Genomic DNA, 25,552 nt, shown 5'->3' with positions numbered 1-25,552 from the left:
CCTGGTACGTGCGTTCCCCGTGACACTGCAACAGTCCGGCAACAGGACGGCCCCGGGCGGGTCATCCGCCGGGCGGGCCCCAGCCCCGGAGGCCGGTCAGAGCGGCTGCTCCGGCCAGTTCAGCAGCCGCGCCCCCATGGCCGCCGTCTCCAGGGTGAAGCGCTGCAACGCGTCCGCCGGGTCGTACCCCGTGAGCGACTTGATCCGCTCCAGCCGGTAGCCGAGCGTGCGCACGCTCAGCCCCAGCCGGCGCGCCGCCTCCGCGTTCACGTACGCCGCCTCCGCCTGCACCGCGATGGTGTCCAGCAGCGGACGGGCCCCGCCGCGCGCCTCGGTCAGCGGACCGAGCACGCTGCGCACCAGATCGGCCATCGCCGCCCGGTCGCGCATCAGCACCGGGAAGACCAGCAGCTCCTCGGCCTTCAGCCGGCGGGCCGGAAGGTCCAGCCGCTGCGCGTAGTCCAGCGCGTCCAGCGCCTCGTCGTAGCTGCGCAGCACCCCGCTCGCGCCCGAGTGCCGGCGCCCGGTGGCCACTCGCAGGACCGGGCGGTAGCCGGGGCCGGGGCGCAGCGTCAGGTCCGCGAAGGCGTCCAGCACGGCCCGCTCGGAGTCCGGGGCGATGCACACCAGCCGGCCGTCCTTGCTGGCCAGCAGCACGTCCCGCTCGCCGAACCGCCCGGCCAGCTCCCGTTCCACCCGGTGCACCATCGGATGGACGGCCGCGAACGGCTCGTCGCCGACCGCCACCGCCACCGTGTACGCGCCCGCCAGCCGCAGCCCGAACCGCTCCGCGCGCTCGGCGAGCAGACCGAGGTCGCCGCGGCCGTGCAGCAGGTCGTCGATGAACTCCAGCCTGGCCGACTCCTCCTGACGGACCGCCAGACGCTGCGAACGCTCGTGGCCCTCGCCGAGCGCGGCCAGTGCGGCGTCGGTGGCGGCCAGTACCGCGTCGCCCATCCGGCGCAGTTCGCCGACGCTGCTCGCGGCCGTCGTCCCGGGCAGCTTCTGCCAGGCCCGCCGGGCCGCGGCCAGGCAGTGCGAGACCACCTCGCGCAGCCCGTAGCCGGCTTCGGCGCACTGCTCGCCGAGGCGGCGCAGCCCCTCCAGCTCGTCCCGGCGCGGCAGGCGTCCGGTGCGGGAGACGTCGGCGAGCAGGGCGAGGTACGCCTCGGCCAGCTCGGTGGGTATGTCGCAGTCGTTCGTGTCGGTCACCGTGTCCTGCCAACCCCCGTGCGGCCTGAATTTTCGGCGGTGAACCTTATCAGGATCCTTACGGTGGGAGGGCTTGCGCGCTACCGCCGTGCGCTACCGCTCGCGGAAGTGCAGGACGAAGCGCGCGCTGCTGCCGTCGATCCGCCGCCGGACGTACAGCGCCGGGGTGCCGTCCGGGGTGCAGCTGACGCCCTCGCGAACCAGCAGCGGGGTGCCCGCCGGGACGCCCAGCAGTTCGGCGTCCGCCAGGTCCGCGCCGATCGCGCCGAAGGCCCGCCAGTCGTACTCCAGTTCCACCCCGGCCGCCCGGGCCAGGTCCCGCACCAGGTTCCCGGTGTGGCCGGGCCGCACCAGCTCGGCGGGCAGCGGCCCGAACGGCACCCAGTAGCTGCACGCGGCTCGGGCCCGCCCGCCGAGGCGGATCACCGAGTCCAGCCGGGAGAGCCCGCCCGGTTCCCGGTCGAGCTGGCGGGCCGCCTCCTCGTCCTCGGCCGAGCCGGTCACCGGTGGGGCGGCGACCACGAACTCGCCGTCCCCCTGCGTCCCCTCGGGCAGGGCCTCGTGCACGCTGCCCAGGTCGAAGCGCTGGCTGCGCGGGTCCACCGCGATCGAGACGCGGACGGCGGGCGGGCGGACGAAGGTGCCCACGCCCCGGCGGATCTCCACCACGGCCGCCCGTTCCAGCTCCGCGACCGCCTGCCGCACGGTCAGCCGGTTCACGCCGAACTCGGCGCTCAACTCCGGTTCGCTCGGCAGCCGGGCGCCGGCCGGGTAGCCGCCGGCGTCGATCCGCTCCTGGAGCCGGCGGGCGAGCCGGCGGTACAGCGGGGTGTTCGGGGGAGTGTTCGGGAGGTTGGTCGCCACAGTCCTGATCCTACGAAGCGGGCGGCACCGCTCCGGGTAGCCGTGGTGGGCCGACGGCGGTGGGATGGAAGGGTCTCCGCATCCACCCGAGGGATTGGACATCTAGACGTCTAGATGTCCTACTGGATGTCCTTTCCTCCTGTGTGCGGCTTCACCGAAAGGCCCCTCGCATGTCCCTGGTCAACTTCCGCGACTCCGCCGTTCTCAGCGACCCCGAGGGCCTGCGGATCCGCCCCGGTGTGCTGTACCGCTCCGCCCAGCCCTACCCGGCCGCCGACGGGGCCGTCGTCGCCCAGCTGCGCTCCTGCGACATCCGCACCATCGTCGACCTGCGCGACCCCCGCGAGACCCGGCCCGCCGACTGGGCCGCCGCCGAAGCCGCCGGGATAGCCGTGGTGGCCGCCCCGGTCAACCCCGCCACCGACGCCCTCACCGCCCGCATGGCGACCATGACCACCGCCGCCGACCTCGGCGAGTTCTACCTCCTGCTCGCCGAATCCGCGCCCGAGGCCGTCGCCGCCGCCGTCGAGGCCACCACCCGCCCCGGCGCCGTCCTGCTCCACTGCGCCGCGGGCAAGGACCGCACGGGCCTGCTCACCGCCCTGCTGCTCGACCTCCTCGGCGTCCCGGCCGAGCGGATCGTCGACGACTACGCCCGCACCGCCGACGCCCTCCCGCAGATCTTCGCCAACCTCGCCGAGCGCCACCGCACCGCGCTCAACGGCCACGGCTCCACCCGCGTCACCGACCCCCAGGGCCGCCACCTCACCATCCCGGCCCCCCTCCTCCAGGCCCCCGCCGAAGCGATGTCCGTCTTCCTCGCCCACGTCCGCACCCGCCACGGCGGCGCCGCCTCCTTCCTGCCCGCCTGCGGCATCCCGGCCACCACCCTCACCGCCTTCCGCGCCAAGGCCGCAGTGCCGGCGACCTGAGGCCTCGGTGAAGGCCCGCTGTCCGGGGCCGCTCCCAGGTCTGCTCGGGCATGTGGTCGAGACCGGGCGCGGGGTGATCGGCGCCCAGCTCGTTCCGTAACCCGGCCTCACCCCGTGGCGCCTCGACATCCTGGGCCGGAAGGGACTTCACACGTCCCGCCGCCGGACCACGATCACCGTGACCGTCACCGAGACGGCCGCCCACACCCCCATGGTGATCCAGGAGTCCAGCACGCTCGGCGCGTACTTCCCCATGGTCGTCGTCGAGTTGGGGTTGATGGTCAGCCGGCTCACGGTGGCCGACGGCAGGTGGGTGCCGATCTCCTTCAGCCAGCGGTAGCGGTCCCCGCCGAACATCAGGGGCATGATGAAGAACAGCAGCACCAGCGACACGATCGAGGCGGTGGCGTGCCGCAGCACCGCGCCCAGGGCCATCCCGATCAGCGCGCAGGCCGGCACGATCGCCGCGTAGCCGAGAACGGCGCGCAGGCAGCCGTCGTCGGTGATGGAGAGCCCGACGTGCCGGGACGCCAGCATCGCGTTGATAGTGAAGAAGGACACCGCCGACACCACCAGGCCGGCGAGCCCGGCGATCCCGCCGATCAGCAGCACCTTGGCCGCGATCACGCCCCGCCGGTCCGGCACCGCGGCGAAGGTGGTGCGGACCATGCCGGTCGTGTACTCGCCGAACACGGTGATCGCGCCGAGGCTGCCGGCCGCGATCATCATCAGGTCGCCGGCGACGTTGCCGAGGCCGTGGAACAGCGGGTCGTACTTGTACGGCGTCACGCCGGGCATCGGCGCGGACGGGTGGTCGATGTACGTCAGGTCGCTGTGGACGGAGTCGATGTTGATCGCGATCGCCACCAGCGAGGCGAGCGCCAGCAGCCAGTACGTCGACCGCAGCGAGCGCAGTTTGATCCACTCGGCGGCGAGCAGGTCGGTGAACCGGGGGGTCGGCTCGGTGGCGCGGGCGGCCTCCGCGCGGATCAGGGTCATGGTGCTCATTGGGCCTCTCCAGCCAGGTACTCGACGCTGTCGGCGGTCAGGGACATGAACGCCGACTCCAGGGACGACGTGCGGGTGACGAGCTCGTGCAGCACCACACCGTGGCGCCGGGCGAGTTCACCGATCCGCTCGGCGGGCATTCCGGTGACCACCGCGAACTGCGGCTCCACCTGGCCGACTTCGGCGCCCTCGGCGCGCAGGGCGTCGGCCAGCAGGGAGAGTTGCGGCGTCCGCACGGCCACGTCGGACTCCGCGTTGCGGGCCGAGAACTCGGCGAGGCTCTCGTCGGCGATCAGCCGGCCGCGGCCGATCACCACCAGCCGGTCGGCGGTGTGCTCCATCTCGGCCATCATGTGGCTGGAGACGAAGACCGTCCGCCCCTCGTCCGCGAGCCGCCGGAACAGCCCGCGCACCCAGAGCACGCCCTCCGGGTCCAGCCCGTTCAGCGGCTCGTCGAAGAGCAGGACCGGCGGGTCGCCGAGCAGGGCTCCGGCGATGCCGAGGCGCTGCTTCATGCCCAGCGAGTAGCCGCCGATCCGCCGCCCGGCAGCCTTGCCCAGTCCGACCTCGGCCAGCACCTCGTCGACCCGCCCGAGCGGGATCCGGTTGCTGCGGGCGAGCGCCGACAGGTGGGCCTTGGCGCTGCGCCCGCCGTGGACGTCGCTCGCGTCCAGCAGGGCACCGACGTGCCGCAGTCCGCGCGGCCGGCCGGCGAAGGGCACCCCGTCGACGGTGACGGTGCCCTCGGTGGGGGTGTTGAGGCCCAGGACCATCCGCAGCGTGGTGGACTTGCCCGCGCCGTTGGGGCCGAGGAAGCCGGTGACGGCGCCCGGCTGGACGGTGAAGGTCAACTGGTCGACGGCCGTGGTGGCGCCGTACCGCTTGGTCAGTCGCTCGATCTCGATCACGGGGACAACGGTGCCGGTCGGGGGCGTGGGCGGGCATCGGGCGGCGGGACACAACCGGGAGCGGCCGACCCCGCCCCCGGGATTACGCCCGCGGGCCAATGCGCCTGTGCACGGCCCGCCGCTACCATCGCGTCATGATCACCGAACCCCGCCCGCCCCTGCTCAGGCGCCTGCCCGCGGGCCTGTGGGTGGCGGCGTTCTGGATGACCATCGTGGTGTTCCGGTTCTTCACCCGGGCCGACGAGATGCGCCTGCTCTTCGACTACCACGGCAACGTGGAGGACATGCCCCTGGTGGTCACGGCCGTGGTCACCACCCTGGTGGCCTTCCTGATGGTCCGACTGCCGCTGGCGGCCGTCGCGGTGGCGCTGACCGGCGGCGTCTACACGCTCGGGATGTGGGGGGTCCCGGAGACGGCCCCGGTACAGTTCCTGATCGCCGAGGCGGTGGTCGCCTACTGCGTGGTCACCCGCTCCCGCCTGGTGTCCACGATCGCGGCGGGGATGCCCCTGGCGCTGCTCGCCGGGCTGTTCGTCTGGGGCGCGGTCAACGGCTACCCCGTGAACCCGTACGCCTACCTGGGCCTCGCCGCGACCGTCCTGATCGCCTGGCTGATCGGCAACACCGTCCGGCAGAGCCGTTCCCACGCCGAGGCCCTGCGCGGCCGCGCCTCCGAGCAGGCCGTCACCGCCGAACGGCTGCGCATCGCCCGCGAGCTGCACGACATGGTGGCCCACAACATCGGCATCATCGCGATCCAGGCCGGCATGGGCAGCCGGGTCATGGACACCCAGCCCGCCGAGACCCGCAAGGCGCTGGACGCGATCGAGGCCACCAGCCGGGAAACCCTGGCCGGGCTGCGCCGGATGCTGGGTGCGCTGCGGCAGGGTGAGGGCGAGTCGGTGCCGCTCGAAGTCGCGCCGGGGCTGGCCGAGCTGGACCGCCTGGTGGAGAAGACGGCGGGTGCCGGGGTGCGGGTCGCGCTCACCCGCGGCGGCGAGGCGCGGGCCCTGCCGCCCGAAGTGGACCTCGCCGCCTTCCGGATCGTCCAGGAGGCGGTCACCAACGTGGTCAAGCACTCCGGCACCCGCGACTGCCACGTCACCGTCGAGTACGGCACGGAGCAACTCGCCGTCACCGTCGTCGACCTGGGTGCCGGCCCCTCCGCCCACACCCCCGGCACCGGCTACGGCCTGTCCGGCATGCGCGAGCGGGTCGCCCTGCTGCGCGGCGAGTTCAGCGCCGGCCCGCGCCCCGGGGGCGGCTTCCGGGTCGCCGCCCGACTGCCGGTCCCCCATCCGACCGAAGCACCCGGGAAGCCCGAAGCAGCCGCCCTGGAGGTGGGACCGTGATCCGCGTCGTCCTGGTCGACGACCAGCCGCTCATCCGCACCGGCCTGCGCGTGCTCATCGCCGACGCTCCCGACCTGGAGGTGGTCGGCGAGGCCGGCAACGGAGCGGAGGCGGTCGAACTGGTCACCCGGCTGCGCCCGGACGTCGCCGTGATGGACATCCGGATGCCCGGCATGGACGGCATCGAGGCCACCCGCCGGATCCTCGCCGACCCCGAGCTGCCCACCCACGTGCTCGTCCTCACCACCTTCGACGACGACGACTACGTGTACGGCGCGCTGCGTGCCGGGGCGAGCGGCTTCCTGGTCAAGGACCTCGCCCTGGAGACCATCCTGGACGGCGTCCGGGTGGTCGCCGCCGGCGATGCCCTGCTCGCCCCCGGCATCACCCGCCGTCTGATCGGCGAGTTCGCCGCCCGGCCGGACGCCTCCGCCCGGCCCCGGAAGTCCGTCGAGGGCATCACCGAACGCGAGCGCGAGGTGCTCACCCTGGTCGGCCGCGGCCTGTCCAACACGGAGATCGCCGAGGAGCTGACCATCAGCGTGGCCACCGCCAAGGCGCACGTCGCCCGGCTGTTCACCAAGCTGGACGCCCGCGACCGGGTCCACCTGGTCATCCACGCCTACGAGTTCGGCCTCGTCGCGCCGTCGTAGCCCGCCGAGGAGGGCCGCGGACGGCACGAAGCGCCGGGGCGGGCCCACACAGCCCACCCCGGCGCTTCCCCGGCATCGGATCCTCAGGGCACATGACCCCTCAGGCCGTTCGGATCCGCCGGATCATCCGGTCCCCGAGCCGCCCCACGCTGCCCGGAGGCCTTCGGGTCAGGGGACGATCGCGTGCGAGATCTGGCAGCCGCTGACCGCGTTCGACCAGGTGCCCTGCATCGCGAACGAGCCGGTCGCGAAGGCGACGTTCTGCGAGCCGCCGGTGCCGCCGACGCCCTTCCAGGCGCACTTGTCGGCGTTCTCGTAGCCGGTCGAGTCGGTCCAGCCGCCGGCCGGGTTCTGGTCGGTGACGGTCTCCGCGTACTCGTGGCCGAACACCATCGTCACGCCGTCCAGCAGGCCCGCGCTGCCGCTGTTGACGTAGTTCTGGCCGCAGGAGGTGCCCATGTCGGTCACGTACGGGTCGTTGCTGAACGCCACGTCACCGTACGGCGAGGTGGCCGCGCCGCCGGTCAGCGTGGTGTCGCCGTTCCAGTCGTGCCAGGCGCAGAAGTTGCCGGTCGAGGTGTTGAAGCCGTCCGGGTGGGTGCCGGTCGGCGAGAGCACCACGTACTGCGCGTTGCGGTTGGCGGCCGAGGTGGTGTTGCCGAAGTGCCCGGCGGCCTTGATGGCCTCGTTGGCGATCTGGTTGCCGGTGGCCTGGCCGGGGGCGGCGGCGGAGTTGTCCACCCAGACGCCGGCCAGCGCGCCGCCGGTCGGGTAGCCGACGTGCGCGGCGGTGGACCCGCAGCTGGTGGCGCCCTTGGCGACGCCCTCGCAGTACTGGGTCATGACGCCGGACCAGGTCTCGTTGTTGGTGCCGAGGCCCTTGTACAGCTGCTGGGCGCGGACGGCCTCGCCGGACGGGTCGCCGGACAGCGTGGTGTAGCCGTTGGCGTCGGTGCCCGCGGTGCCCCACTGGGAGCCCCAGAAGATCACGTAGACCTTCGGCGCGCCGGTGGTGACGCCGATGCCGTCGACCCCACCGCCGTAGCGCAGGTTCGAGGTGCGGGTGGTGGCAGCGGAGTTGGCGTTGGCGTGCTCGGCGGCCTCCTTGGTGGGGACGGCGCCGTGCCGGTACGGGTGGCTCTGCCCGGCGAACTCGCTGCCCGGCTGGTCGGCCTGGGCGGCCGGGGCGGCGGCGAAACCGGCGGCGGCCAGCGCCAGCGCGCTGAGCCCGGTCAGGGCCCGGACTCGCGCCTTGCGGGAGGTGGGGGACATGCCCATCGTGAGGGTTCCTCTCTCATGCCGACCGCGCACCGGTAGGGCGCGACGACACCGTGGGGGACAAATGGGGAGGAGCGACGGCAGGCAAGCCGGGTGCCACCGACCGTTCGTCATGAACAGTCAGCGAAGCGGGGATGGGGGACCGGTTCACTGCCGACGGCGGGAAGCAAAGCACCGCCGCCGAAACCGGGTCAACGACGCCGATAGTAAGACCAACCCCAAGTACGGCCCCGAAAGAGGTATGGAAAGTCAAAAACCCCCAGCTGGCAGCGCGTTGATGCGCGTAGCGAAGGCGAATCTCAACAGTTGAAGGGGCCTTTTACACCGTATTGCCCTCCCCATGACCTGCACGGATCGCCCACCCCGGCCCCCTTCCCACCCCCGGCCCGGTGCCCTACGGTGTCGGCACTTCGACCTCGGCGATCCGCATGATCCGGCCGTGCGAGTCCAGCAGGACGTCGTAGGCGTTGCCGTAGCAGCCGTAGGGGTCGGCCGGGTCGCGCTCGGCGAGGCAGTCGTTGAGGTGGGTGACCAGTTCGTCCAGCTGGACGGGCTTCGCCGCCTCCTCGTGCGGGCGGTCGACCAGCGTGGCGGTGACGCCGGCCGCGGCGAAGCCGTAGTGGACGGGGGTGCCGGTGGCCTCGTAGCGGGGCGGGGCGCAGGTGTGGCGGGCGGGCTGGGCGGTGAGTTCGGCCGGGCCGGCGGCGACCACGATCATCACCTGGTGGCCGGGGACGGTCGCGGGCGCCGTGCACTCCGGCGCGGGCTCCGCGGGGGCCGCAGGAGCCGCGGGGTTCGCCGGGTCAGCCGGGGCGGCGACGGGCCCGGCGGCGTAGGCGCCGTCGTCGGCGAGGTCGTCGACCATGTCGTCGTCGTCGCCCAGCGGGTCGTCCGCGCCGTCGTCGGCGAGGGCCGCGGCGGAGGAGGCGGCGGCCACCGTCGGACGGGAGTCGGCGGGCGTGCAGCCGGTGAGGCCGGCCAGGGCGGTCGCGGTCAGCACGGCGGCGGCGAGGAGGATGCGGGGCACGGCCATGGCACCAGTCTCCCCGGGCGGCGGCGGTGGTCGGCACCGGGGTACGCGCTGGGCGCGCGCCGAACGGTTCCCGCCCCCGCCGGATGTGCGGATCCGACGGGGGCGGGAGGTCTCAGGCGAAGGACGACGGCCTCACGAAGGACGGCGGCCCCAGGCGAAGGACGACGGCGTCAGGCCGCGACCGTCCGCTGGGCCTCGTACACCTCGCGCACCCGCGCCTGCGCCGCCCCGTCCACGCCCAGGTGGTCGAGCCCGAGCAGCGCCGCACCCAGCACCGGCGGCGCGACGACCACCCGCGGCTCCGCCAGCGGCGCGGCCTGCGCCAGGCGGGCCGTCAGGTTGTCGAGCAGCAGGGGCTGCCGGGAGGCGATCACCCCGCCGCCGAGCACCACCGGCGCGGGCGCGTCCAGCAGTTGCAGCCGCCCGAGCGCGACGACGGCGAGCCGGACGATCTCGTCGGCCTGCCGGTCGATCAGTTCCAGGGCGACGGAGTCCCCCTCGACCGCGACCGCGAACAGCACCCGCACGATCTCGTGCAGCCGCGAGGCCGGCAGGTGCCCGAGGTGGACGGCCTCGGCGACGGCCCCGGCGCTGGGCAGGCCGAAGTGTTCGGCGATCGCCCGGGCCAGGGCGGTGGGCCCGCCCCGCCCGTCCTCGGCGCGGACGGCGTGCCACATGCTGTTGACGGCGAGTCCGGCGCCGCCGCCCCAGTCGCCGGTGAGTTCGCCGAGCGCCGGGAAGCGGGCGGTGCGCCCGTCCGGCAGCAGGCCGACGCAGTTGATCCCGGCGCCGCAGACCACCGCGACCCCGCGCGGGCCGTCGGTGCCGGCCCGCAGCAGGCCGAAGGTGTCGTTGACGACGGTGTTGCTGAGCCCCCACGGGTGCGATTCGAGGGCGGCGCGCAGCGCCTCCTCCTCGATCGGCAGGTCGGCGTTGGCGAGGCAGGCGCTGACGTGGCTGGTGAGCAGGCCGGTGAAGCCGGGGTGGCCGGCGGCCGCGGCGGCCTGTTCGACCAGCGGGGCGAGGCCGGCCACGGCCGCCGCGCCGCCGATCTTCTGGGGAGCGAAGCCGCCGCCGCGGGCGGTGCCGAGGACGGTGCCGTCGGCGCCGATCAGGGCGACGTCGGTCTTGGAGTTGCCCGCGTCGATGGCGAGGACGCCGGACAGGAGTGGTTCGGGCTGGTGGGTCATCTGGTCCCCGGGCTCGTACGTGGCCCGGCCGTGGAGCCCCGGCCGGGGGTGGTCGGTCTCCTCGCCGCGCCCGGCCCGCCGTCTCGGGGGCCGGGTACGGGGCGCTCAGGCCCAGGCGAGGTGCTCGCGGTTGTGGGCGAGCAGCCGGTCCGTGAGCTGGTCGGCGAGGTCGATCTGGCCGACCAGCGGGTGGGCGAGCAGGGCGTCGAAGACCCGGTCGCGTCCCCCGTGCAGGGCGGCGTCGAGCGCGAGGTGCTCGTACGAGGTGACGGCGGCGATCAGTCCGGCGAACAGCGGCTCGACCGGCCGCTGCGGCAGCGGCCGGACGCCGTCGGCGTCCACCTCGGCCGGGACCTCGACGACGGCGTCGTCGGGCAGGAAGGGCAGCACCCCGTCGTTGCGGGTGTTGACCACCTGGACGGACGTCCCGCCGCCGGTGCCCAGCAGCGCCGAGATCAGCTGCACGGCGGCCTCCGAGTAGAAGGCGCCGCCGCGCTTGCCGAGCAGCTCGGGCTTGGTGTCCAGCGCGGGGTCGGCGTACAGCTCCAGCAGCTGCCGCTCGATCTCGGCGACCTGCGCTGCCCGCGAGCCCTGGGCCCTGAGTTCCCCGACCACCGCGTCGTGCTGGTAGAAGTACCGCAGGTAGTACGAGGGCACCACGCCGAGCCGCCGGACGAAGGCCTGCGGCAGGTGCAGGTCGTCGGCGATCTCCTTGCCGAAGTCGTTGAGCAGCGAGGGCAGCACCTCCCGCCCGCTCACGGCACCCGGCGCGTCCAGCAGGGTCACCCCGCGCTCCCAGGTGAGGTGGTTGAGGCCGACGTGGTCCAGCCGGACCAGCTCCGGGGCCACCCCCAGGTGGGCCGCGAACTTGCGCTGGAAGCCGATCGCGACGTTGCACAGCCCGACGGACTTGTGGCCGGCGAGCTGCAGGGCCCGGGTGACGATGCCGACCGGGTTGGTGAAGTCGACGATCCAGGCGTCCGGGTTGGTCCGGCGGACCTGCTCGGCGATGTCGAGGACGACCGGCACGGTGCGCAGCGCCTTGGCGAGCCCGCCCGCGCCGGTGGTCTCCTGGCCGACGCAGCCGCACTCCAGCGGCCAGGTCTCGTCCTGGTTGCGCGCGGCCTGTCCGCCGATCCGCAGCTGGAGCAGTACGGCGTCGGCGTCCGCGACGCCCGCCGTCAGGTCGGTGGTCACCGACACCGTGGCTGGGTGCCCCTGCTTGGCGAAGATCCGCCGGGCGAGGCCGCCGATCAGCTCCAGCCGCTCGGCGGCCGGGTCGATCAGCACCAGTTCGCCGATCGGCAGGGTGTCGCGCAGCCGGGCGAAGCCGTCGATCAGTTCGGGGGTGTACGTCGAACCGCCGCCGACGACGGCCAGCTTGAGCGAGGAAGTACCGGACTCGAGTGTGACGGCCATCAGCCCTTGACCCCTGTCAGTGTCACGCCTTCGATGAAGGCCTTCTGTGCGAAGAAGAAGAGGACGATCACCGGGGCCATCACCAGCAGGGTGGCGGCCATGGTGAGGTTCCAGTTGGTGTGGTGGGCGGCCTTGAACGACTCCAGGCCGTAACTGAGCGTCCAGGCCTCGTGGTTGTTGCTGGCGTAGATCTGCGGGCCGAAGTAGTCGTTCCAGCAGTAGAAGAACTGGAACAGGGCGACGGCGGCGATGGCCGGTTTGGCCATCGGCAGGACGACCCGCAGCAGGGTGCGCAGGTCGCCGCAGCCGTCGATCCGGGCGGCTTCGATGTACTCCTTGGGGATGGTCATCAGGAACTGGCGCAGCAGGAAGATCGAGAACGCGTCGCCGAAGGCCATCGGGATGATCAGCGGCCAGAGCGAGCCGCCGAGGCCCATCTGCTTGGCCCAGAACAGGTACATCGGGATGACGGTGACCTGCGGGGGCAGCATCATCATCGCGATGACCGCCATCAGCGCCAGGTTGCGGCCGCGGAAGCGGAACTTGGCGAGCGCGTAGGCGACGGGCAGGCTGGAGACGACGGTGAGCAGGGTGCCGGCGCCGGCGTACACCAGGGTGTTGCGCCACCAGGTGAGGAAGCCGGGGGTGTCCCAGACCTTCCCGTAGTTGCCCCAGTTCCAGGAGGTGGGCCAGTAGTCGGTGGTGAGCGCCTGCTGGTCGTCCATCACCGAGGTGAGGAAGACGAAGACGAAGGGCAGCAGGAAGAACAGCGCGGCGGCGATGGCCAGTGAGTGCACGGCCACCCAGTTGAGCAGCGCGCGGCGCCGGGCGGCCCGGGCGGCGGCGGTGCCGGTGCGGGAGGGCGCCGTTGCCCCGGTGAGCGTGGGAGTGGAGCTGAGAGTCATGGTGGAGTCCTCAGGGGCCGCTAGTCGTCGCTCGCCATGAAGCCGGACTTGCGGCGGAGAAGGATCGAGGTGACGGCCATGGAGATGGCGAACAGCACCAGGGCGACGACGCAGGCCGCGCCGTAGTTGAAGCGCTGGAAGCCGAGGTTGTAGACCATCTGCGGCAGGGTCCAGGTGGAGCCCTGGGGGAAACCGGGCTCGAACTGCTGGCCGGAGTTGCCCGCGATGCCGCTGGCGACCTTCCCGGCGACGATCGCCTGGGTGTAGTACTGCATGGTCTGGATGACCCCGGTGACCACCGCGAACATGATGATCGGCGAGATGTTCGGCAGCGTGACGTACCGGAACTTCTGGAACGGGCCGGCGCCGTCCAGTTCGGCCGCCTCGTACTGCTCCTTGGGGACGTCCAGCAGCGAGGCCATGAAGATGACCATCAGGTCGCCGATGCCCCACATGGCGAGCAGGGTGAGCGCGGGCTTGGACCAGTTCGGGTCGGCGAACCAGCCGGGCTGCGGCAGACCGAGCTCGCCGAGCAGGTGGTTGAGCGGGCCGGTGCCGGGGTTGAGCAGGAAGGCGAAGGCCACCGTGGCGGCCACCGGCGGGGCCAGGTAGGGCAGGTAGAAGACGGTGCGGAAGAAGCCGGCGCCGGTCTTGACCTTGGTGATGAGCAGTCCGATGCCGAGGCCGAAGGCGACCCGCAGGGTCACCATGATCAGGACCAGCCACAGGGTGTTGCGCAGGCCCTGCCAGAAGGTCGGCAGCTGGTCGAGGACGTAGTCCCAGTTCTTCAGGCCGTTGAAGGCCGGGGCGCCGAAGCCGTTGTACTGGGTGAAGGAGAAGTAGGCGGTGGAGACCAGCGGGTAGACGAAGAAGACGCTGAACCCGATCAGCCAGGGGGAGAGGAAGGCGAGGGTGCGGGCCGTCTCCCGGCGGCGCTTCCGGCGCAGCGGGTGCTGCGTGGAGGGCGCCGCCGGGTCGGTCGCCCCACTGCCCCTGCGGGTGCCGAACGCGAGTGACATGGGGAGCTCCGTGGACCGTTCCCGCTACTTCGCCTGGGCGATGTCGGTGTCGATCTGCCTGGCCGTGGCGGCGAGGCCCGCCGGTATGTCGGTCTGCTTGCCGGACTCGACGTCGTAGCCGAGGTTCTGCAGGGAGACGATGTACCCGCCGCCGTTGACGCTCGCCGGGGTGGTGCCCGAGTTCGGGTTCTTGGCGACGTCCAGGAAGGTCTTGAAGTTGGGGTCGCTGACCAGCTTCGGCGAGTCGAGCGCGTCGAAGGTGCTGGGCACGTTGTGGATCGCGTTGGCGAAGGTGACCACCGCGTCGGTGTCGGTGGTCAGGAACTTGACGAACTCCCAGGCCGCGGCCTGCTTCCTGCTGGTGCTGGCGATGCCGACGATGGTGCCGGTCTGGTAGCCGCGGCCGTAGGTGGCGGCCTGGTCGTCCGGGACGGGGAACGGCGCGGTGGCCCAGTCGAAGTCGGGCTTGTTCTCGGCGAGCGAGGCGGTGCGCCACTCGCCGTCGATGGCCATCGCGACCTGGCCGGTCTGGAAGGGGTTCTTGGCGCTGAACTCCTCGCCGAAGGTGGCGCGGTACTTGTCCAGCTTGGCGTAGCCGCCGAGCTGGTCGACCATGCCCTTCTGCCAGCTGAGCATCGCCGCGACCTTGGGGTCGGTGGCGAGGTTCGACTTGCCGTCCGCGCCGAAGTAGGTGGCGCCGTACTGGCCGAGGAAGTGTTCGGTGGTGGACTCGTAGCCGTGGTACAGCGGCATGAAGCCGAGCTGCTTGTACGAGTCGCCGTCGGCGACGGTCAGCGCCTTGGCGTCCGCCGCGAACTCGCTGAAGGTCTTGGGCGGGGCGGTGATGCCCGCCGCGGCGAAGGCCTTCTTGTTGTAGTAGAGGCCGTAGGCGTCGCCGAGCAGCGGCAGCGAGCACTGGTTGCCCTGGAACCGGGTGTAGTCGAGCATCGCGGCCGGGAAGGTCCTGGCCGCGTCGATGCCGCTCTTCTGCAGCAGGGGCTTGAGGTCGATGAAGGCCTTGGTCGAGCAGAACATGCCGACGTTGTTGGTGGTGAAGGAGGACACCACGTCCGGGGCGTCGTCGCCGCCGGCCCGCAGGGCCTGGTTGACCTTGTCGTCCGCGACGTTGCCCACCGGCTTGACGTGGATGTTGGGGTGGGCCTTCTCGAAGGCGGCGATGGTGTCGTTGATCGCCTTCACCTCGCTGTCCTGGCTCCAGCCGTGCCAGAAGCTGATGGTGACGTCCTTGCCGCCGGCGGAGTCGTCGCTGCCGCCCGACTCGCTGGAACCGGTGCAGGCGGAGGCGAACAGGGCCAGGACGGCGGTGCCGGCGACGGCGGCCATCGCGTGGCGGCCTCCGCGGGAGGTGGTGGCGTGCACTTCGAGGTCCTCCTGGGGGTGCGCGGGCAGGCGTCATTGCCTCGGGGCCCGCGTAGGGGATCGGGGAGAGGTGGGTGCAGGTGAACTGAGGTGACAGGGGGAGCGTCGGTGGGTGGAGCGCGGTGGGTGGGTCAGTGGGTGGAGAAGACCGCCTCGCGGGCGTCCGAGAGGGCGCGCTGCAGCGCGCCGAGCAGGACGGGCGAGCCGGGCAGGGCACTGCTGCGGATCTCCGGACGGGCGAGGCAGATCCGGGCGAGTTCGTCCTCGACGAGCGCGCGCAGGCGTTCGCCGCCGGCACTCGGCACCGCGCCGGAGAGGACCACCAGCTGGGGGTCGACCACGGCGACGATCACGGACAACCCGACGGCGAGCCGTCCGGCCAGTTCGGTGAGGAAGGCGTCACCGGCGCCCGGGGTCTCCAGGGCCTTGGCGATCGACTCCTCCGCGCTGGGCGCGCCGAGCCCGTGCTCGCGCGCCAGGGCCCGGACGGCGGGTGCGCCGACCTGGGCCTGGAAGCCGCCGAACTTGCGGCGGCGGGCGTCCCACTCGACCGGTGAGCCGGGCACTGGCATGTAGCCGACCTCACCGGCGCCGCCGGTGAAGCCGCGGTGCAGCCGCCCGGCGAGGACGATCGCGGCGCCGACGCCGGCCCCGGCCCAGAGCAGGACGAAGTCCTCGAACCCGGCCGCCGCGCCCGAGGCCTGCTCGGCGACCGCGGCCAGGTTCACGTCGTTCTCGATCGACACCGGCGCGCCGATCGCCTCGGTCAGCTCGGCCACCAGCCGGGGCGAGTGCCAACCGGGCAGGTGGGAGGCGTAGTGCAGCTTGCCGGTGACCGGGTCGGGGGCGCCGCCGACGCCGATCGCGACGGTGCGCAGGCTCCCCCGGGGCAGCCCGGCGGCGCGGACCGCCTCGGCGACGGCCGCGGCCACCCCCGGCACGGTCCCGGCGGCCGGGACGCCTCTGGTGGACACGCTGTGCTCGGCCAGCGTGCTGCCGGTGATGTCGGCGACGGCGACTCTGATCCCGCTGTTGGTGACGTCCAGCCCGGCGACGTACCCGGCGGCCGGATTCACCTGGTACAGCTGCGCGTTGGGGCCCGGCCCGCCCTCGGTGGTGCCGACCGGCAGGACCAGCCCGGCCTCCTCCAGTCGGGACAGCAACTGGGAGGCGGTGGGCTTGGACAGCCCGGTCAGGGCGCCGATCTGGGTGCGGGAGAGCGGGCCGTTCTCCAGCAGGAGTTCGAGGGCGGCGCGGTCGTTGATGGCGCGCAACAGGCTGGGGGTGCCGGCGCGGGGAGCCTTGGCGGTGCTCTTGGTCATGGCCGGAATCCTCCCCTTCCCACCGATCGACGTGAACTGTTAGGAAACTTTCCAGTCGCTTGGAGGACCGTACGGTCCGCGTCAGCGGGGTGTCAATGGCCGGTCGCGCGGCAGATGCCGAAGCGTTACCGGCCGCCGGACCGCCACCGGGGCGCGGGACCGCCCCCGGGGAAAGCCGAGAGCCCCGCCCCACCGGAGTGGGAGCGGGGCTCTCGGGCGACGGAACCGCTACGGCTTCGCGATCGTCGTCGGGTCGTCCGTCGGGGGCTTGGGCAGCGGGATCGGCTCGGTCGCCCGGTAGCGGGGCGAGGTCGGGTCGGACAGGGCGGAGGGCGGCGCGGGCTCCACCGAAGTGATCGACACCCCGGTGGCCGCCGCCGGGGCCTCCTCCTTGACCTTGATCCCGGCCTGGTCGAAGGCCGTCTTCAGCCGCTGGCGCAGGGCCCGGGAGACCACCGGCGCCTTGCCCGGCGCGGTCCGGGCCTCGACCCGCACCATCACCGAGTCCGCCGCCACCGACTCCACGCCCAGGATCGACACCGGCGCCCAGACCAGCTCGTCGTACGGCGCCTCCTTGGACAACCCCTCGGCGGTCTCCTGGATCAGGTCCTCGACCCGCTGGAGGTCCTCCTTGTACCCGACCTGCACGTCCACCGAGGCGGTCGCCCAGCCCTGGCTCATGTTGGCGATCCGCTTCACCTCGCCGTTGCGGATGTACCAGATCTCGCCGTTGGCCCCGCGCAGCTTGGTCACCCGCAGCCCGACCTCCAGTACCGTGCCGGTGGCCACCCCGGTGTCGATCTCGTCGCCGACGCCGTACTGGTCCTCCATGATCATGAAGACTCCGGAGAGGAAGTCCGTGACCAGGTTGCGGGCGCCGAAACCGATCGCCACACCGGCCACACCGGCGCTCGCCAGCAGCGGCGCCAGGTTCATCCCGAGTGCGGAGAGCACCATCAGCGCCGCCGTGCCCAGGATGGTGAAGGACGCCATGCTGCGCAGCACCGAGCCGATCGCCTCCGAGCGCTGCTGGCGCCGTTCCGGGTTCACCACCCCGTGGTTGGCCAGCAGCCCGCCGAGCCGGCTCTCCTCGTGGTGGTCGTGACTGCGCGCCATCCGCGCTATCAACTGGGTGATGAGCTTGCTCACCACGACCCGCAGCACCAGCGCCAGCACGATGATCAGGACGATCTGCAGGCCGCCCGCCAGCCAGCTCTGCCAGTGGGTGTCGAACCAGCTGGCCGCCTGCTTGGTGGTGTCGGTGACCTCCTGCGCGCTGGTGGGGATCCGCAGCTGCGGCAGCTCCGGCGCGGTGGGGGACGCGGTGGGGGAGGGGGCCGGCGTCGGGGTGGAGAGCGTCGAGGACGCGTCGATCGGACCGGTGGCGCCGGAGCGGAACACGTGCGGGACCTTCCTTGCTGGGGGCGTGACCGGCCCGCGCCGCGCAAGCGGCCCGCGGACCGTGCTGGCTAGCCTATCCGCGCCGAACGCCTGTCAGGACCGGCCGGCGGGCGCACGGCGCACCGCGGACGCCCCGTCAACGCCCCGGTGCGCTCCCCTCGGGCCCTCCCCGGGCCCGCCCCGGCACCACCCCCGCACCACCGGCCCCGCCACCCCGAACGGCCGCCGCCCCGCCGCCGTACGGCCCAGCGGGCTGCTCCGACCGGCCGAGCCGCGCTCCCCACCCGGCCCGCGCGCCCCGCCCCGGCGGCACCCGGGTGAAACCGGACCTTCCCCCGGGCATACCGGCTATGACAGACACCACACCCGGAGTTCACATCAGGTCCGTTACACAGGAGTGGTGGCGCCGTACGAATGCGTAAGGCGACACTGGGGGAGATCGCGCACTCGTTGCGCGATCCAACCGCTCGTCCCGGCGCGAGCCACGCGCCGCAGGCGTCCAAGGAGGCATCCGTGCCGCATGTCCTGGTCCTCAACGCGTCCTACGAGCCACTCGGCGTCGTATCGATGCGCCGCGCACTCATCCTGGTCCTCAACCACAAGGCGGTCAGCCTGGAGGACACGGGAGTCACTCTGCACAGCGCCACCAGCGCCCTACCGGCGCCGTCCGTCGTCCGTCTGACCCGCTTCGTCCGGGTCCCGTTCTGCGGGCCCGTCCCGCTCACCCGCCGGGCGCTGTTCGCCCGCGACCACGGCCGCTGCGTCTACTGCGGGGCCGCCGCCACCAGCGTCGACCACGTCATCCCGCGCAGCCGGGGCGGCCAGCACCGGTGGGACAACGTGGTGGCGGCCTGCCGCCGCTGCAACCACACCAAGGCCGACCGCCACCTCACCGAACTCGGCTGGCGGATGAAACGACCACCCGCCCCGCCCAGCGGCCTCGCCTGGCGGATCATCGGCACCGGGATCAAGGACCCGCGCTGGCGGCCCTACCTGGAGCCGTACGGCGGCGGTGACCAGCTGCGCGCCCCGCAGTGGGGCGAGTACGAGCACCACGACCATACCGAGCCGACCCACTCCGTCCCGATAGGCCGGGCGCACGCCGCCCACCCCGCCCCCGTCCGCCGCGGCGAGCAGCCCGAACCGCTCTCCGCCTGACCGAAGCGACACAAAGGGCCCGCCCGTCACATCGCCGGTACGCGCCTCATGGGCCGCCGCGCCCCCCGCGAAGGGGAGCCGGCGGCCCGCCGCTTGTCCTGCCCCTGCCGGGAGCCGACTCGCCTCCTACGACCACGACTACCGCTACCGCTTCCGCTACGGCTTCGTCGCCGGCGGCGGGACCGGCGCGACCGGTGCCCCAGGCGCCACCGGCTGCCCCGACGGGTTGGCCGGCGGCTGCGGCGGGGCAGCCGGAGCCGTGACGGCGTACAGCTCGATGCCGTACAGCGAGTAGCCGAACTTGGTGGCCCGCGCCACGCCCTGCATCCGGACGTACCGGACGTTCGGCGCGTCGAAGCGCACCGTCTCGTCGCCGCCCCTGCCGTTGTCCACCGTCGCCGCGTCCGTCCAGCTGCTGCCGTCCGCCGAGACCTGGATCTTGTACGAGGAGGCGTACGCGGACTGCCAGTGCAGCACCGCCGCCCCCAGGTGGGCTGCCTGCGGCAGCGCCAGCTGCACCCAGGCGTCGTCCTTGGCCGGCGAGGACCAGCGGGTCTTCGGGTCGCCGTCGGCGACCGCCGAGGCCGGGAAGTCCGGCGTCTCGTCGCCCGAGGAGCTCGCCTGCGCGCCGACCGCCAGGTCCGGCCCGCCGGTCGGCGGCACCACGTGCACCTGCAGCACCTGCTTCACGGTGGTGCCGCCCGCCACGTACGACACCGGCACCTGGTACGTCCCGGACGGCGTCCCGGCCGCGGCGCTGACCAGCAGCGGCACGCCCACCCGGCCGCCGCGCGGCACGGTCACCGCGCCGGACGGGGTGACGGTCAGGCCCTTGGCGGCGGCCGGCACCTCGGTGCGCAGCTCGCCGGTGGTGCCCTCCGGGCGGCCGGCCTCGACGGTGGCCTGGGTCTTGGCGGGCGCGGCGGCGCCGGTGACCACGTCCAGGGCCGGGTCGGTGAGGCTCAGCCGGGCCGCCGGGGAGTCCGCGTACCAGGGGATCACCTGGTTGACCACCGGCGGGTCGCCGCCCGGCTTCCAGGTCAGCCGGAACGCGTCGGCGGCCTGCCCGCCGGCCGGCAGCTCGTTGTAGCCGGGCTGCACGGTGCCGATGTCCACCCAGCTGCCGTCGGAGCGGCGCACCGCGACGGTGGCGGTGGCGCGCACGTTCGGATCGGTCAGCACGGTGAGCCGGTCCAGCGGACGGGCGCTGCCGAGTTCGACGACGAGCGGCTCGTCCAGCGCGGTGGGCGCCTTGGCGGCCCGGTACGCGGTGTCCGGGTTGCCGTCCAGCACGGCCGCGGCCGAGGAGCCGGGCAGCGCGGCCGGCCCGCCGGAGACGCTGGCCGGGGACTCGTCCGGGGCGGTCACGGTGAACTCGCGCACCGCGACGGCGGTCTTCTGCGCGGTGGTGGCCCGCAGCCGCACCGCCCGCACCACGGTGCCGACCGGCAGCTGGGCGCCGACCGTCTTCTGGTTCTTCACCACCGCGAGCTGCTTCCAGCCGCCCTCACCGGTGCTGTACTCCAGCACGCCGTCGCGGATGTAGTCGTCCACGGCGTTCTGGGCGTCCGGGCCGTCGCCCCAGCCGCCCATCAGCACGGTGACGCCGGTGATCGGCCGGCCCGCGCCGAGGTCGACGCCGACCGAGTCGCCGGCCTGCGGGGGAGCGGAGCTCCAGTAGAAGGTGTCGGCCTGGCCGTCGACCATCAGTCCGGGCATGTGGTCGTGCGCGGTGCCCATGCTGGTGGTCGGGGTGACCCCGCCGCTGACCACGCCGGACCAGTTGTCGGCGGCGCGCACGGCGCGGTCCAGGAACGGGCCGAGCACGCCCGAGCCGATGGTCGCCGGAGCCTGGGCGAGCTGCGCGCGCAGCCGGTTGAGCTGCACCCGGGCCTTCCAGGCCGCCGTGCCGTCGCCGCCGTGCTGGGCCAGCAGCATGTCCAGCGCGGCCTGCCCGGCCAGCCCGTAGTCGCGCAGCGGGCCCAGCCAGGGGTCGGCCTCGGCGGCCAGCTGGGCGGTGGCCTGGGTGCCGGCCAGGGTCTGCTGGGCGCCCGCCATCGCGGTGAAGGCGTCCCGTAGCGGGGCCGCCGCCGCTATCAGCTTGTTGAGGTCGGGGGCCGCGCCGGAGGTGGGCTCGGCGTTGGCCCAGAACTGGTCCAGCAGCGGTTGAAGGTAGCCGGACTCCTGCTTGGACAGCGGCGAGGAGGTGCTGTTCCCGGCCAGCGCGGTGACGGCGGACAGCGCCGAGCCGGCGGGCGTGGCGGCGGCGCCGGTCGGCCCGGCCAGCGAGCGCACCGCGGCCTGCCAGGACTCGTCGGGCTTGTAGCCGGCCGGGTTCCAGGCGAAGTCGCCGGCCGTGGCGAGCGCTATCCGGGAGGCCACCGGCTGCTGCATCGCACCGGTCAGCAGCACCGCCGAACGGGTGGCCACCTCCGGGTCGCGACCGGTGTAGGCGCCGAGGAAGAGCCGGTCCGGGCTGGCGTCGTTGACCGGGTAGTTGTCCATGGTGACCAGCGGGTGCCCGTACAGGGTGCCGGTGTCCGAGGTCTGGGCGCCGGTGATCTTCTCCGGGATCACCCCGCCACCGCTCCAGGCCACCTGCACGCCGCCCGGCAGAGCGTCGGCCAGCGCCTTGCGGTACGGCGTGGAGCCCTGCTTGTGGTACTCGGTCGGGACGACGGACAGCGGCGCCAGGCCCGGGTTCTTCGCGATCAGCCGGTCCTGCACCTTCTTGACCAGCGCGGCCTGGGCCTTGGCGGCGGCGGCCGGGCCGGTGCCGTACTTGGCGCGGTCGTCGCTGCAGTGCCACTCGTCGTAGCTGACGTCCAGGAACTGCAGCTGGAACGCGGTGAAGCCCAGCTTGCGCAGCCCGTCCAGCTTCTTGACCAGCGCGTCGACGTCGTCGTCGTCGGTGAAGCAGAGGGACTGCCCGGGGTCGATCGCGTAGCCGAGGGTGACGTGGTTCTGCCGGGCCCGGTCGCCCAGTTCGCGCAGGTCGGACTGCTGGTCGGCGGGGTAGGCGTCGCGCCAGCGGTTGAGCCGGAACGGGTCGTCGCCCGGGGCGTACAGGTAGAAGTTCTGCTTGGAGCGGCCCAGGAAGTCCACTTGGTCGAGCCGCTGCTGGGCGGTCCACGGAGTGCCGTAGAACGCCTCCGCGGTGCCGCGTACCGCTGCGCCGCTCGGCCAGTCCCGCAGCGTGATCCCGGGCAGACCGAGCCCGGCCGCGCCCGGCCCCTGGGCCTGCCCGGCCGGTACGGCGGCGAGCAGCTGGCGCAGGCTCTGCGCGGCGTAGAAGGTGCCGGCCGCGTCCACGCCCGCCAGCACCACCGCGCCGTACGTCCCGCCGCCCTGGGCGGGCAGCTGACCGGTCGACAGCACGTAGCCGCCGGGCGGCATGCCCGCGGTGGAGGGCGCGGAGCCGTCCTTGCCGCCGGCCGCGGCGGCCAGCTGGCGCAGCGTCCGGTCCACCTCGCCCTCGGCGCCCTCGGCGGGCCCCCCGACGTACACCACCAGCGAGCCGGCGGCCGGCGTCCCACCGTCCGCCTGCGGGGTCACGTCGGTGGCCCCGGCGATGGTCAGCACCTCGCGGACGGCGTCCACCGCGCCACGGTCGACCTTCGGCGCGGTCACCAGCGTCACGGCGGTCGGCACGGTGACCGGCTTGCCCGCCACGGTCTGCTCCTGCGGGTGCGGGAACACCTGAGGGTTGGTCACGCTGCCCAGCGGCGTCTGCGGCGCGGTGCTCACCACGTCCGGCCCGGGCGTCGCGGCGTACGCCGTCGACGGCAGCGGCCCGGCCAGCAGCCCGCCGACCACCGCCGCGGTCACCACCCCGGCCGCGATCTGCATCGCCCGCCGCCCCGGCCGCCCGGCCGCACGCTCCGCCCGCACCGACGCCAACAGCGGCTCCGTCCCCTTCAGGTCGGCGATCATCCGGTCCGCGGTCCGCGGCGCCAGCTGACGGCACGTCCGCGCCGTCGCCCGCCGCGCCGCCAGCGCAGCCGGATGGTGCAGCACCTCGCGCAGCGCCGGAGTCTGCTCCAACTGCTGCCGCAGCCGCCGCCCGGCCACAACGGACACACGGGCTTGCACAGGGGCCTCCTCGCCAGGCCTGGACCACAACGCGAGCAACCCCACCAGCTACCCAACCCGGTGTCAACGTCACCGACGGCTATGCCTAATTTGCGATGAAATATCCGATTTTACTGACCATCCATCACTTTTCGCACCGCCGCCCTCGCGAGCCTCCGTCGTTCCACCCCGCGCGCCCGTGTCGCGCAGCGTCATCACCCCGTCACGCGGGTAGGACTTGGGAGTCCTGACCGGGCGTTGCCGAGACATCGCAGGGAGCCGCGAGTGGCCGCTTACCACGACAGTGACGGAGCCGACGGGCTGAAGGTGCCGGCGCAGGACGCGCCGCCACCGCCGGCCGAACTGGTGGCGCTGGCGCAGGCGTACGGGGTGGACGCCCGGTACCCGGGGCCGGGCGGGCAGGCGGTGGGGGCGCGGACGCTGGTGGCGGTGCTGGGGGCGCTGGGGGTGGCGGCGGGGTCGCCGGAGGAGGTGCGGGAGGCGCTGGAGCGTCACCGTTCCGAGCAGCAGGACAAGTTGCTGCCTCCCTGCGTGGTGGCCCGGCAGGGGCGGCGCACCGCGCTGGACGTGCCGGCCGACGCCTGGCTGCACGTCGAGCTGGAGGACGGCGGCAGTTGGGAGCTGCCGCGCGGCCACTCCCACTGGCTGCCCGCCGACCTGCCGCTCGGGCGGCACACCCTCAAGGCGGAGAGCAACAGCAGGAAGGAACAGGCACCGCTGATCGTCGCCCCCCAGCAGCTGCCCCAACTCCCCGGCCGCAGCTGGGGGTTCCTTGCCCAGCTGTACTCCGTCCTCTCCGAACGCTCCTGGGGCATGGGCGACCTCGGCGACCTCGCCGAACTCGCCCAGTGGGCGGGCACCGGCCTCGGCGCGGGCTTCGTGCAGATCAACCCGCTGCACCGAGGACTGCCCGCGACGCCCGGCACCCCCTCCGACCCGTCCCCGTACCGCCCGTCCTCCCGCCGCTTCGCCGACCCGGTGCACCTGCGGATCGAGGCCGTCCCCGAGTACGCCTACCTGACGGCGGAACAGCGGACGGAGGCGGAGGACCTCACCCGCCGGGCCGCGCGGCTGCGCCAGGAGGTGCTCGCCCACGACGGCCTGGTCGACCGCGACGCCGTCTGGGAGCTCAAGCACGAGGCCCTGGAGATCCTCCACGAGGTCCCGCGCGGCCCCGGCCGCCAGGCGGCCTACGAGGCGTTCCAGCGCCGCGAGGGCGAGTGGCTGCGCCGGCACGCCCTCTGGAACGCCCTGGCCGAGGCCCACGGCGCGGACTGGCACCACTGGCCCAAGGGCCTGCGTCACCCGAACGGCCCACAGATCGAACAGGCCGCCAAGGAACTCGAAGCCCGGGTCGAGTTCCACCGCTGGCTCGCCTGGCAGGTCGACCAGCAGCTCGCCGACGCCCAGCGCAGCGCCCGCGAGGCCGGCATGCCGGTCGGTCTGATCCACGACCTCGCCGTCGGCGTCCACCCGGACGGCGCCGACGCCTGGGCGCTCCAGGACGTCCTGGCCGGCGGCATCTCGGTCGGCGCCCCGCCGGACGCCTTCAACGCCCACGGCCAGGACTGGGGCCTGCCGCCCTGGCGCCCGGACGCGCTCGCCGCGGCCGGCTACGCCCCGTACGCGGAGCTGCTCCGGGCGGTCACGCGCCACGCCGGGGCCCTGCGCATCGACCACGTGATGGGCCTCTTCCGCCTCTGGTGGGTCCCCAACGGCCACCCTCCCACCGAGGGCGCCTACGTCCGCTACGACGCCGAGGCGATGCTCGGCGTGCTCGCCCTGGAGGCCCACCGAGCCGGTACGGCGGTGATCGGCGAGGACCTGGGCACGGTCGAGCCGGGCGTACGGGAGGAGCTGGCGGACCGGGGCATCCTCGGCACCTCCGTGCTCTGGTTCGAACGGGACTGGCAGGCCGACGGCGGCATCCTGCCCCCCGAACGCTGGCGCCCCGGCTGCCTGGCCACCCTCACCACCCACGACCTGCCCAGCACCGCGGCCCGGCTCTCCGGCGAGCACGTCGAGCTGCGGCACCGCCTCGGCCTGCTGGCGCGTCCGCTGGGGGAGGAGCAGCAGGAGGCGGCCGCCGAGCTGGCCGACTGGCGGGCCGAACTGACCAGCCGGGGGCTGCTCGCCCCCGACGAGCCGCTGTCGATGCCGGTGCTCTACCGCTTCCTCCGCTCCACCCCGGCGGAGCTGGTCGGCGTCTGGCTGCCGGACCTGGTCGGCGACCCGCGCCCGCAGAACCTGCCCGGCACCTGGGACCAGTACCCGAACTGGCGCCTCCCGGTGGCCGACGGCACGGGTGCCCCGGTCACCCTCGACCGCCTCGCCGCGGCCCCCGCCGCCCGCCTCCTCGCCCACCTCCTGGCCCCGCCCAACCCCCACGGAACCGGTAGCCGGAACCCGTGACCGGAACGGACAGC

At 73.5% G+C, this 25,552-nt stretch carries 19 protein-coding genes; 5 read left to right on the top strand and 14 right to left on the bottom strand.

Features of this window, described 5'->3' with window-relative positions:
• Window positions 1-96: 96 nt before the first annotated feature.
• Window positions 97-1,212, bottom strand: coding sequence for a PucR family transcriptional regulator (locus ACH4J0_RS14740; RefSeq protein ID WP_396239916.1), 1,116 nt, complete (start codon window positions 1,210-1,212; stop codon window positions 97-99).
• Window positions 1,213-1,305: 93 nt separating this feature from the next.
• On the bottom strand, window positions 1,306-2,076 hold the full coding sequence (locus tag ACH4J0_RS14735) for a GntR family transcriptional regulator (protein WP_396239914.1): 771 nt from the start codon (window positions 2,074-2,076) through the stop codon (window positions 1,306-1,308).
• Between the two features lie 170 nt (window positions 2,077-2,246).
• On the opposite strand from ACH4J0_RS14735, the gene ACH4J0_RS14730 reads away from it, so the two are divergent.
• Complete coding sequence (locus tag ACH4J0_RS14730) at window positions 2,247-3,008, top strand: tyrosine-protein phosphatase (protein ID WP_396239912.1); 762 nt, start codon at window positions 2,247-2,249, stop codon at window positions 3,006-3,008.
• Between the two features lie 147 nt (window positions 3,009-3,155).
• Here the strand turns inward: ACH4J0_RS14730 and ACH4J0_RS14725 are convergent, their stop codons facing one another.
• Window positions 3,156-4,016, bottom strand: coding sequence for an ABC transporter permease (locus ACH4J0_RS14725; RefSeq protein ID WP_396239910.1), 861 nt, complete (start codon window positions 4,014-4,016; stop codon window positions 3,156-3,158).
• Window positions 4,013-4,924, bottom strand: coding sequence for an ABC transporter ATP-binding protein (locus ACH4J0_RS14720; protein ID WP_396239908.1), 912 nt, complete (start codon window positions 4,922-4,924; stop codon window positions 4,013-4,015). The genes ACH4J0_RS14725 and ACH4J0_RS14720 overlap by 4 nt, the downstream gene beginning before the upstream one ends.
• A gap of 134 nt (window positions 4,925-5,058) precedes the next feature.
• Here ACH4J0_RS14720 and ACH4J0_RS14715 point away from each other — a divergent pair, with 134 nt between their 5' ends.
• Together ACH4J0_RS14715 and ACH4J0_RS14710 are read left to right on the top strand one after the other, a co-directional pair.
• Window positions 5,059-6,276, top strand: a complete 1,218-nt coding sequence (locus ACH4J0_RS14715) for a sensor histidine kinase (protein ID WP_396239906.1) — start codon at window positions 5,059-5,061, stop codon at window positions 6,274-6,276.
• On the top strand, window positions 6,273-6,929 hold the full coding sequence (locus ACH4J0_RS14710) for a response regulator (protein WP_396239904.1): 657 nt from the start codon (window positions 6,273-6,275) through the stop codon (window positions 6,927-6,929). Before ACH4J0_RS14715 ends, ACH4J0_RS14710 begins: the two co-directional genes overlap by 4 nt.
• Window positions 6,930-7,097: 168 nt before the next feature.
• On the opposite strand, the gene ACH4J0_RS14705 is transcribed toward ACH4J0_RS14710, so the two are convergent.
• From ACH4J0_RS14705 to ACH4J0_RS14665, 9 genes are all read right to left on the bottom strand, one after another.
• Window positions 7,098-8,207: a hypothetical protein gene (locus ACH4J0_RS14705; RefSeq protein ID WP_396239902.1), complete on the bottom strand. Its 1,110-nt coding sequence runs from the start codon at window positions 8,205-8,207 to the stop codon at window positions 7,098-7,100.
• A gap of 394 nt (window positions 8,208-8,601) precedes the next feature.
• Window positions 8,602-9,240, bottom strand: coding sequence for a hypothetical protein (locus tag ACH4J0_RS14700; RefSeq protein WP_396239900.1), 639 nt, complete (start codon window positions 9,238-9,240; stop codon window positions 8,602-8,604).
• Window positions 9,241-9,410: 170 nt separating this feature from the next.
• Window positions 9,411-10,430, bottom strand: coding sequence for an N-acetylglucosamine kinase (locus ACH4J0_RS14695; RefSeq protein ID WP_396239898.1), 1,020 nt, complete (start codon window positions 10,428-10,430; stop codon window positions 9,411-9,413).
• Between the two features lie 105 nt (window positions 10,431-10,535).
• Window positions 10,536-11,849, bottom strand: a complete 1,314-nt coding sequence (locus ACH4J0_RS14690; protein ID WP_396239896.1) for a 6-phospho-beta-glucosidase — start codon at window positions 11,847-11,849, stop codon at window positions 10,536-10,538.
• Entirely contained in the window at window positions 11,849-12,754 is a 906-nt protein-coding gene (locus ACH4J0_RS14685; protein WP_396239894.1) for a carbohydrate ABC transporter permease, read from the bottom strand. Before ACH4J0_RS14685 ends, ACH4J0_RS14690 begins: the two co-directional genes overlap by 1 nt.
• A gap of 20 nt (window positions 12,755-12,774) precedes the next feature.
• Window positions 12,775-13,773, bottom strand: a complete 999-nt coding sequence (locus ACH4J0_RS14680) for a carbohydrate ABC transporter permease (RefSeq protein WP_396239892.1) — start codon at window positions 13,771-13,773, stop codon at window positions 12,775-12,777.
• Between the two features lie 24 nt (window positions 13,774-13,797).
• Window positions 13,798-15,117 carry an ABC transporter substrate-binding protein gene (locus tag ACH4J0_RS14675; RefSeq protein ID WP_396239983.1) on the bottom strand — a complete coding sequence of 440 codons (1,320 nt, stop codon included), beginning with the start codon at window positions 15,115-15,117 and terminating at the stop codon, window positions 13,798-13,800.
• 167 nt (window positions 15,118-15,284) lie between these two features.
• The gene (locus tag ACH4J0_RS14670; RefSeq protein ID WP_396239890.1) at window positions 15,285-16,475 is read right to left on the bottom strand and encodes an ROK family transcriptional regulator; all 1,191 of its coding nucleotides are present in this window, start codon (window positions 16,473-16,475) and stop codon (window positions 15,285-15,287) included.
• 228 nt (window positions 16,476-16,703) lie between these two features.
• Entirely contained in the window at window positions 16,704-17,876 is a 1,173-nt protein-coding gene (locus ACH4J0_RS14665) for a mechanosensitive ion channel family protein (protein ID WP_396239888.1), read from the bottom strand.
• Between the two features lie 513 nt (window positions 17,877-18,389).
• Here ACH4J0_RS14665 and ACH4J0_RS14660 point away from each other — a divergent pair.
• The gene (locus ACH4J0_RS14660; protein WP_030287845.1) at window positions 18,390-19,034 is read left to right on the top strand and encodes an HNH endonuclease; all 645 of its coding nucleotides are present in this window, start codon (window positions 18,390-18,392) and stop codon (window positions 19,032-19,034) included.
• A gap of 156 nt (window positions 19,035-19,190) precedes the next feature.
• Here ACH4J0_RS14660 and ACH4J0_RS14655 read toward each other — a convergent pair whose 3' ends face one another.
• Window positions 19,191-23,126: a beta-N-acetylglucosaminidase domain-containing protein gene (locus ACH4J0_RS14655; RefSeq protein ID WP_396239886.1), complete on the bottom strand. Its 3,936-nt coding sequence runs from the start codon at window positions 23,124-23,126 to the stop codon at window positions 19,191-19,193.
• 306 nt (window positions 23,127-23,432) lie between these two features.
• Here ACH4J0_RS14655 and malQ point away from each other — a divergent pair, with 306 nt between their 5' ends.
• A complete protein-coding gene (malQ, locus tag ACH4J0_RS14650) occupies window positions 23,433-25,538 on the top strand; it encodes a 4-alpha-glucanotransferase (RefSeq protein ID WP_396239981.1) in 2,106 nt (701 codons plus the stop codon).
• The last annotated feature ends 14 nt before the right edge of the window (window positions 25,539-25,552 follow it).

The sequence above is a fragment of the Kitasatospora sp. NPDC017646 genome (assembly GCF_044329365.1).
Lineage (GTDB): Bacteria > Actinomycetota > Actinomycetes > Streptomycetales > Streptomycetaceae > Kitasatospora.
Note: the sequence above shows the minus strand (reverse complement) of the source record. Positions and strands in the feature narration are given on the sequence as shown.

Coding starts and splice junctions, on each gene's coding strand:
- ACH4J0_RS14730 (WP_396239912.1), top strand. CDS start 2,247: ATGTCCCTGGTCAACTTCCGCGACTCCGCCGTTCTCAGCGACCCCGAG.
- ACH4J0_RS14725 (WP_396239910.1), bottom strand. CDS start 4,016: ATGAGCACCATGACCCTGATCCGCGCGGAGGCCGCCCGCGCCACCGAG.
- ACH4J0_RS14715 (WP_396239906.1), top strand. CDS start 5,059: ATGATCACCGAACCCCGCCCGCCCCTGCTCAGGCGCCTGCCCGCGGGC.
- ACH4J0_RS14705 (WP_396239902.1), bottom strand. CDS start 8,207: ATGGGCATGTCCCCCACCTCCCGCAAGGCGCGAGTCCGGGCCCTGACC.
- ACH4J0_RS14700 (WP_396239900.1), bottom strand. CDS start 9,240: ATGGCCGTGCCCCGCATCCTCCTCGCCGCCGCCGTGCTGACCGCGACC.
- ACH4J0_RS14695 (WP_396239898.1), bottom strand. CDS start 10,430: ATGACCCACCAGCCCGAACCACTCCTGTCCGGCGTCCTCGCCATCGAC.
- ACH4J0_RS14690 (WP_396239896.1), bottom strand. CDS start 11,849: ATGGCCGTCACACTCGAGTCCGGTACTTCCTCGCTCAAGCTGGCCGTC.
- ACH4J0_RS14685 (WP_396239894.1), bottom strand. CDS start 12,754: ATGACTCTCAGCTCCACTCCCACGCTCACCGGGGCAACGGCGCCCTCC.
- ACH4J0_RS14680 (WP_396239892.1), bottom strand. CDS start 13,773: ATGTCACTCGCGTTCGGCACCCGCAGGGGCAGTGGGGCGACCGACCCG.
- ACH4J0_RS14675 (WP_396239983.1), bottom strand. CDS start 15,117: ATGGCCGCCGTCGCCGGCACCGCCGTCCTGGCCCTGTTCGCCTCCGCC.
- ACH4J0_RS14670 (WP_396239890.1), bottom strand. CDS start 16,475: ATGACCAAGAGCACCGCCAAGGCTCCCCGCGCCGGCACCCCCAGCCTG.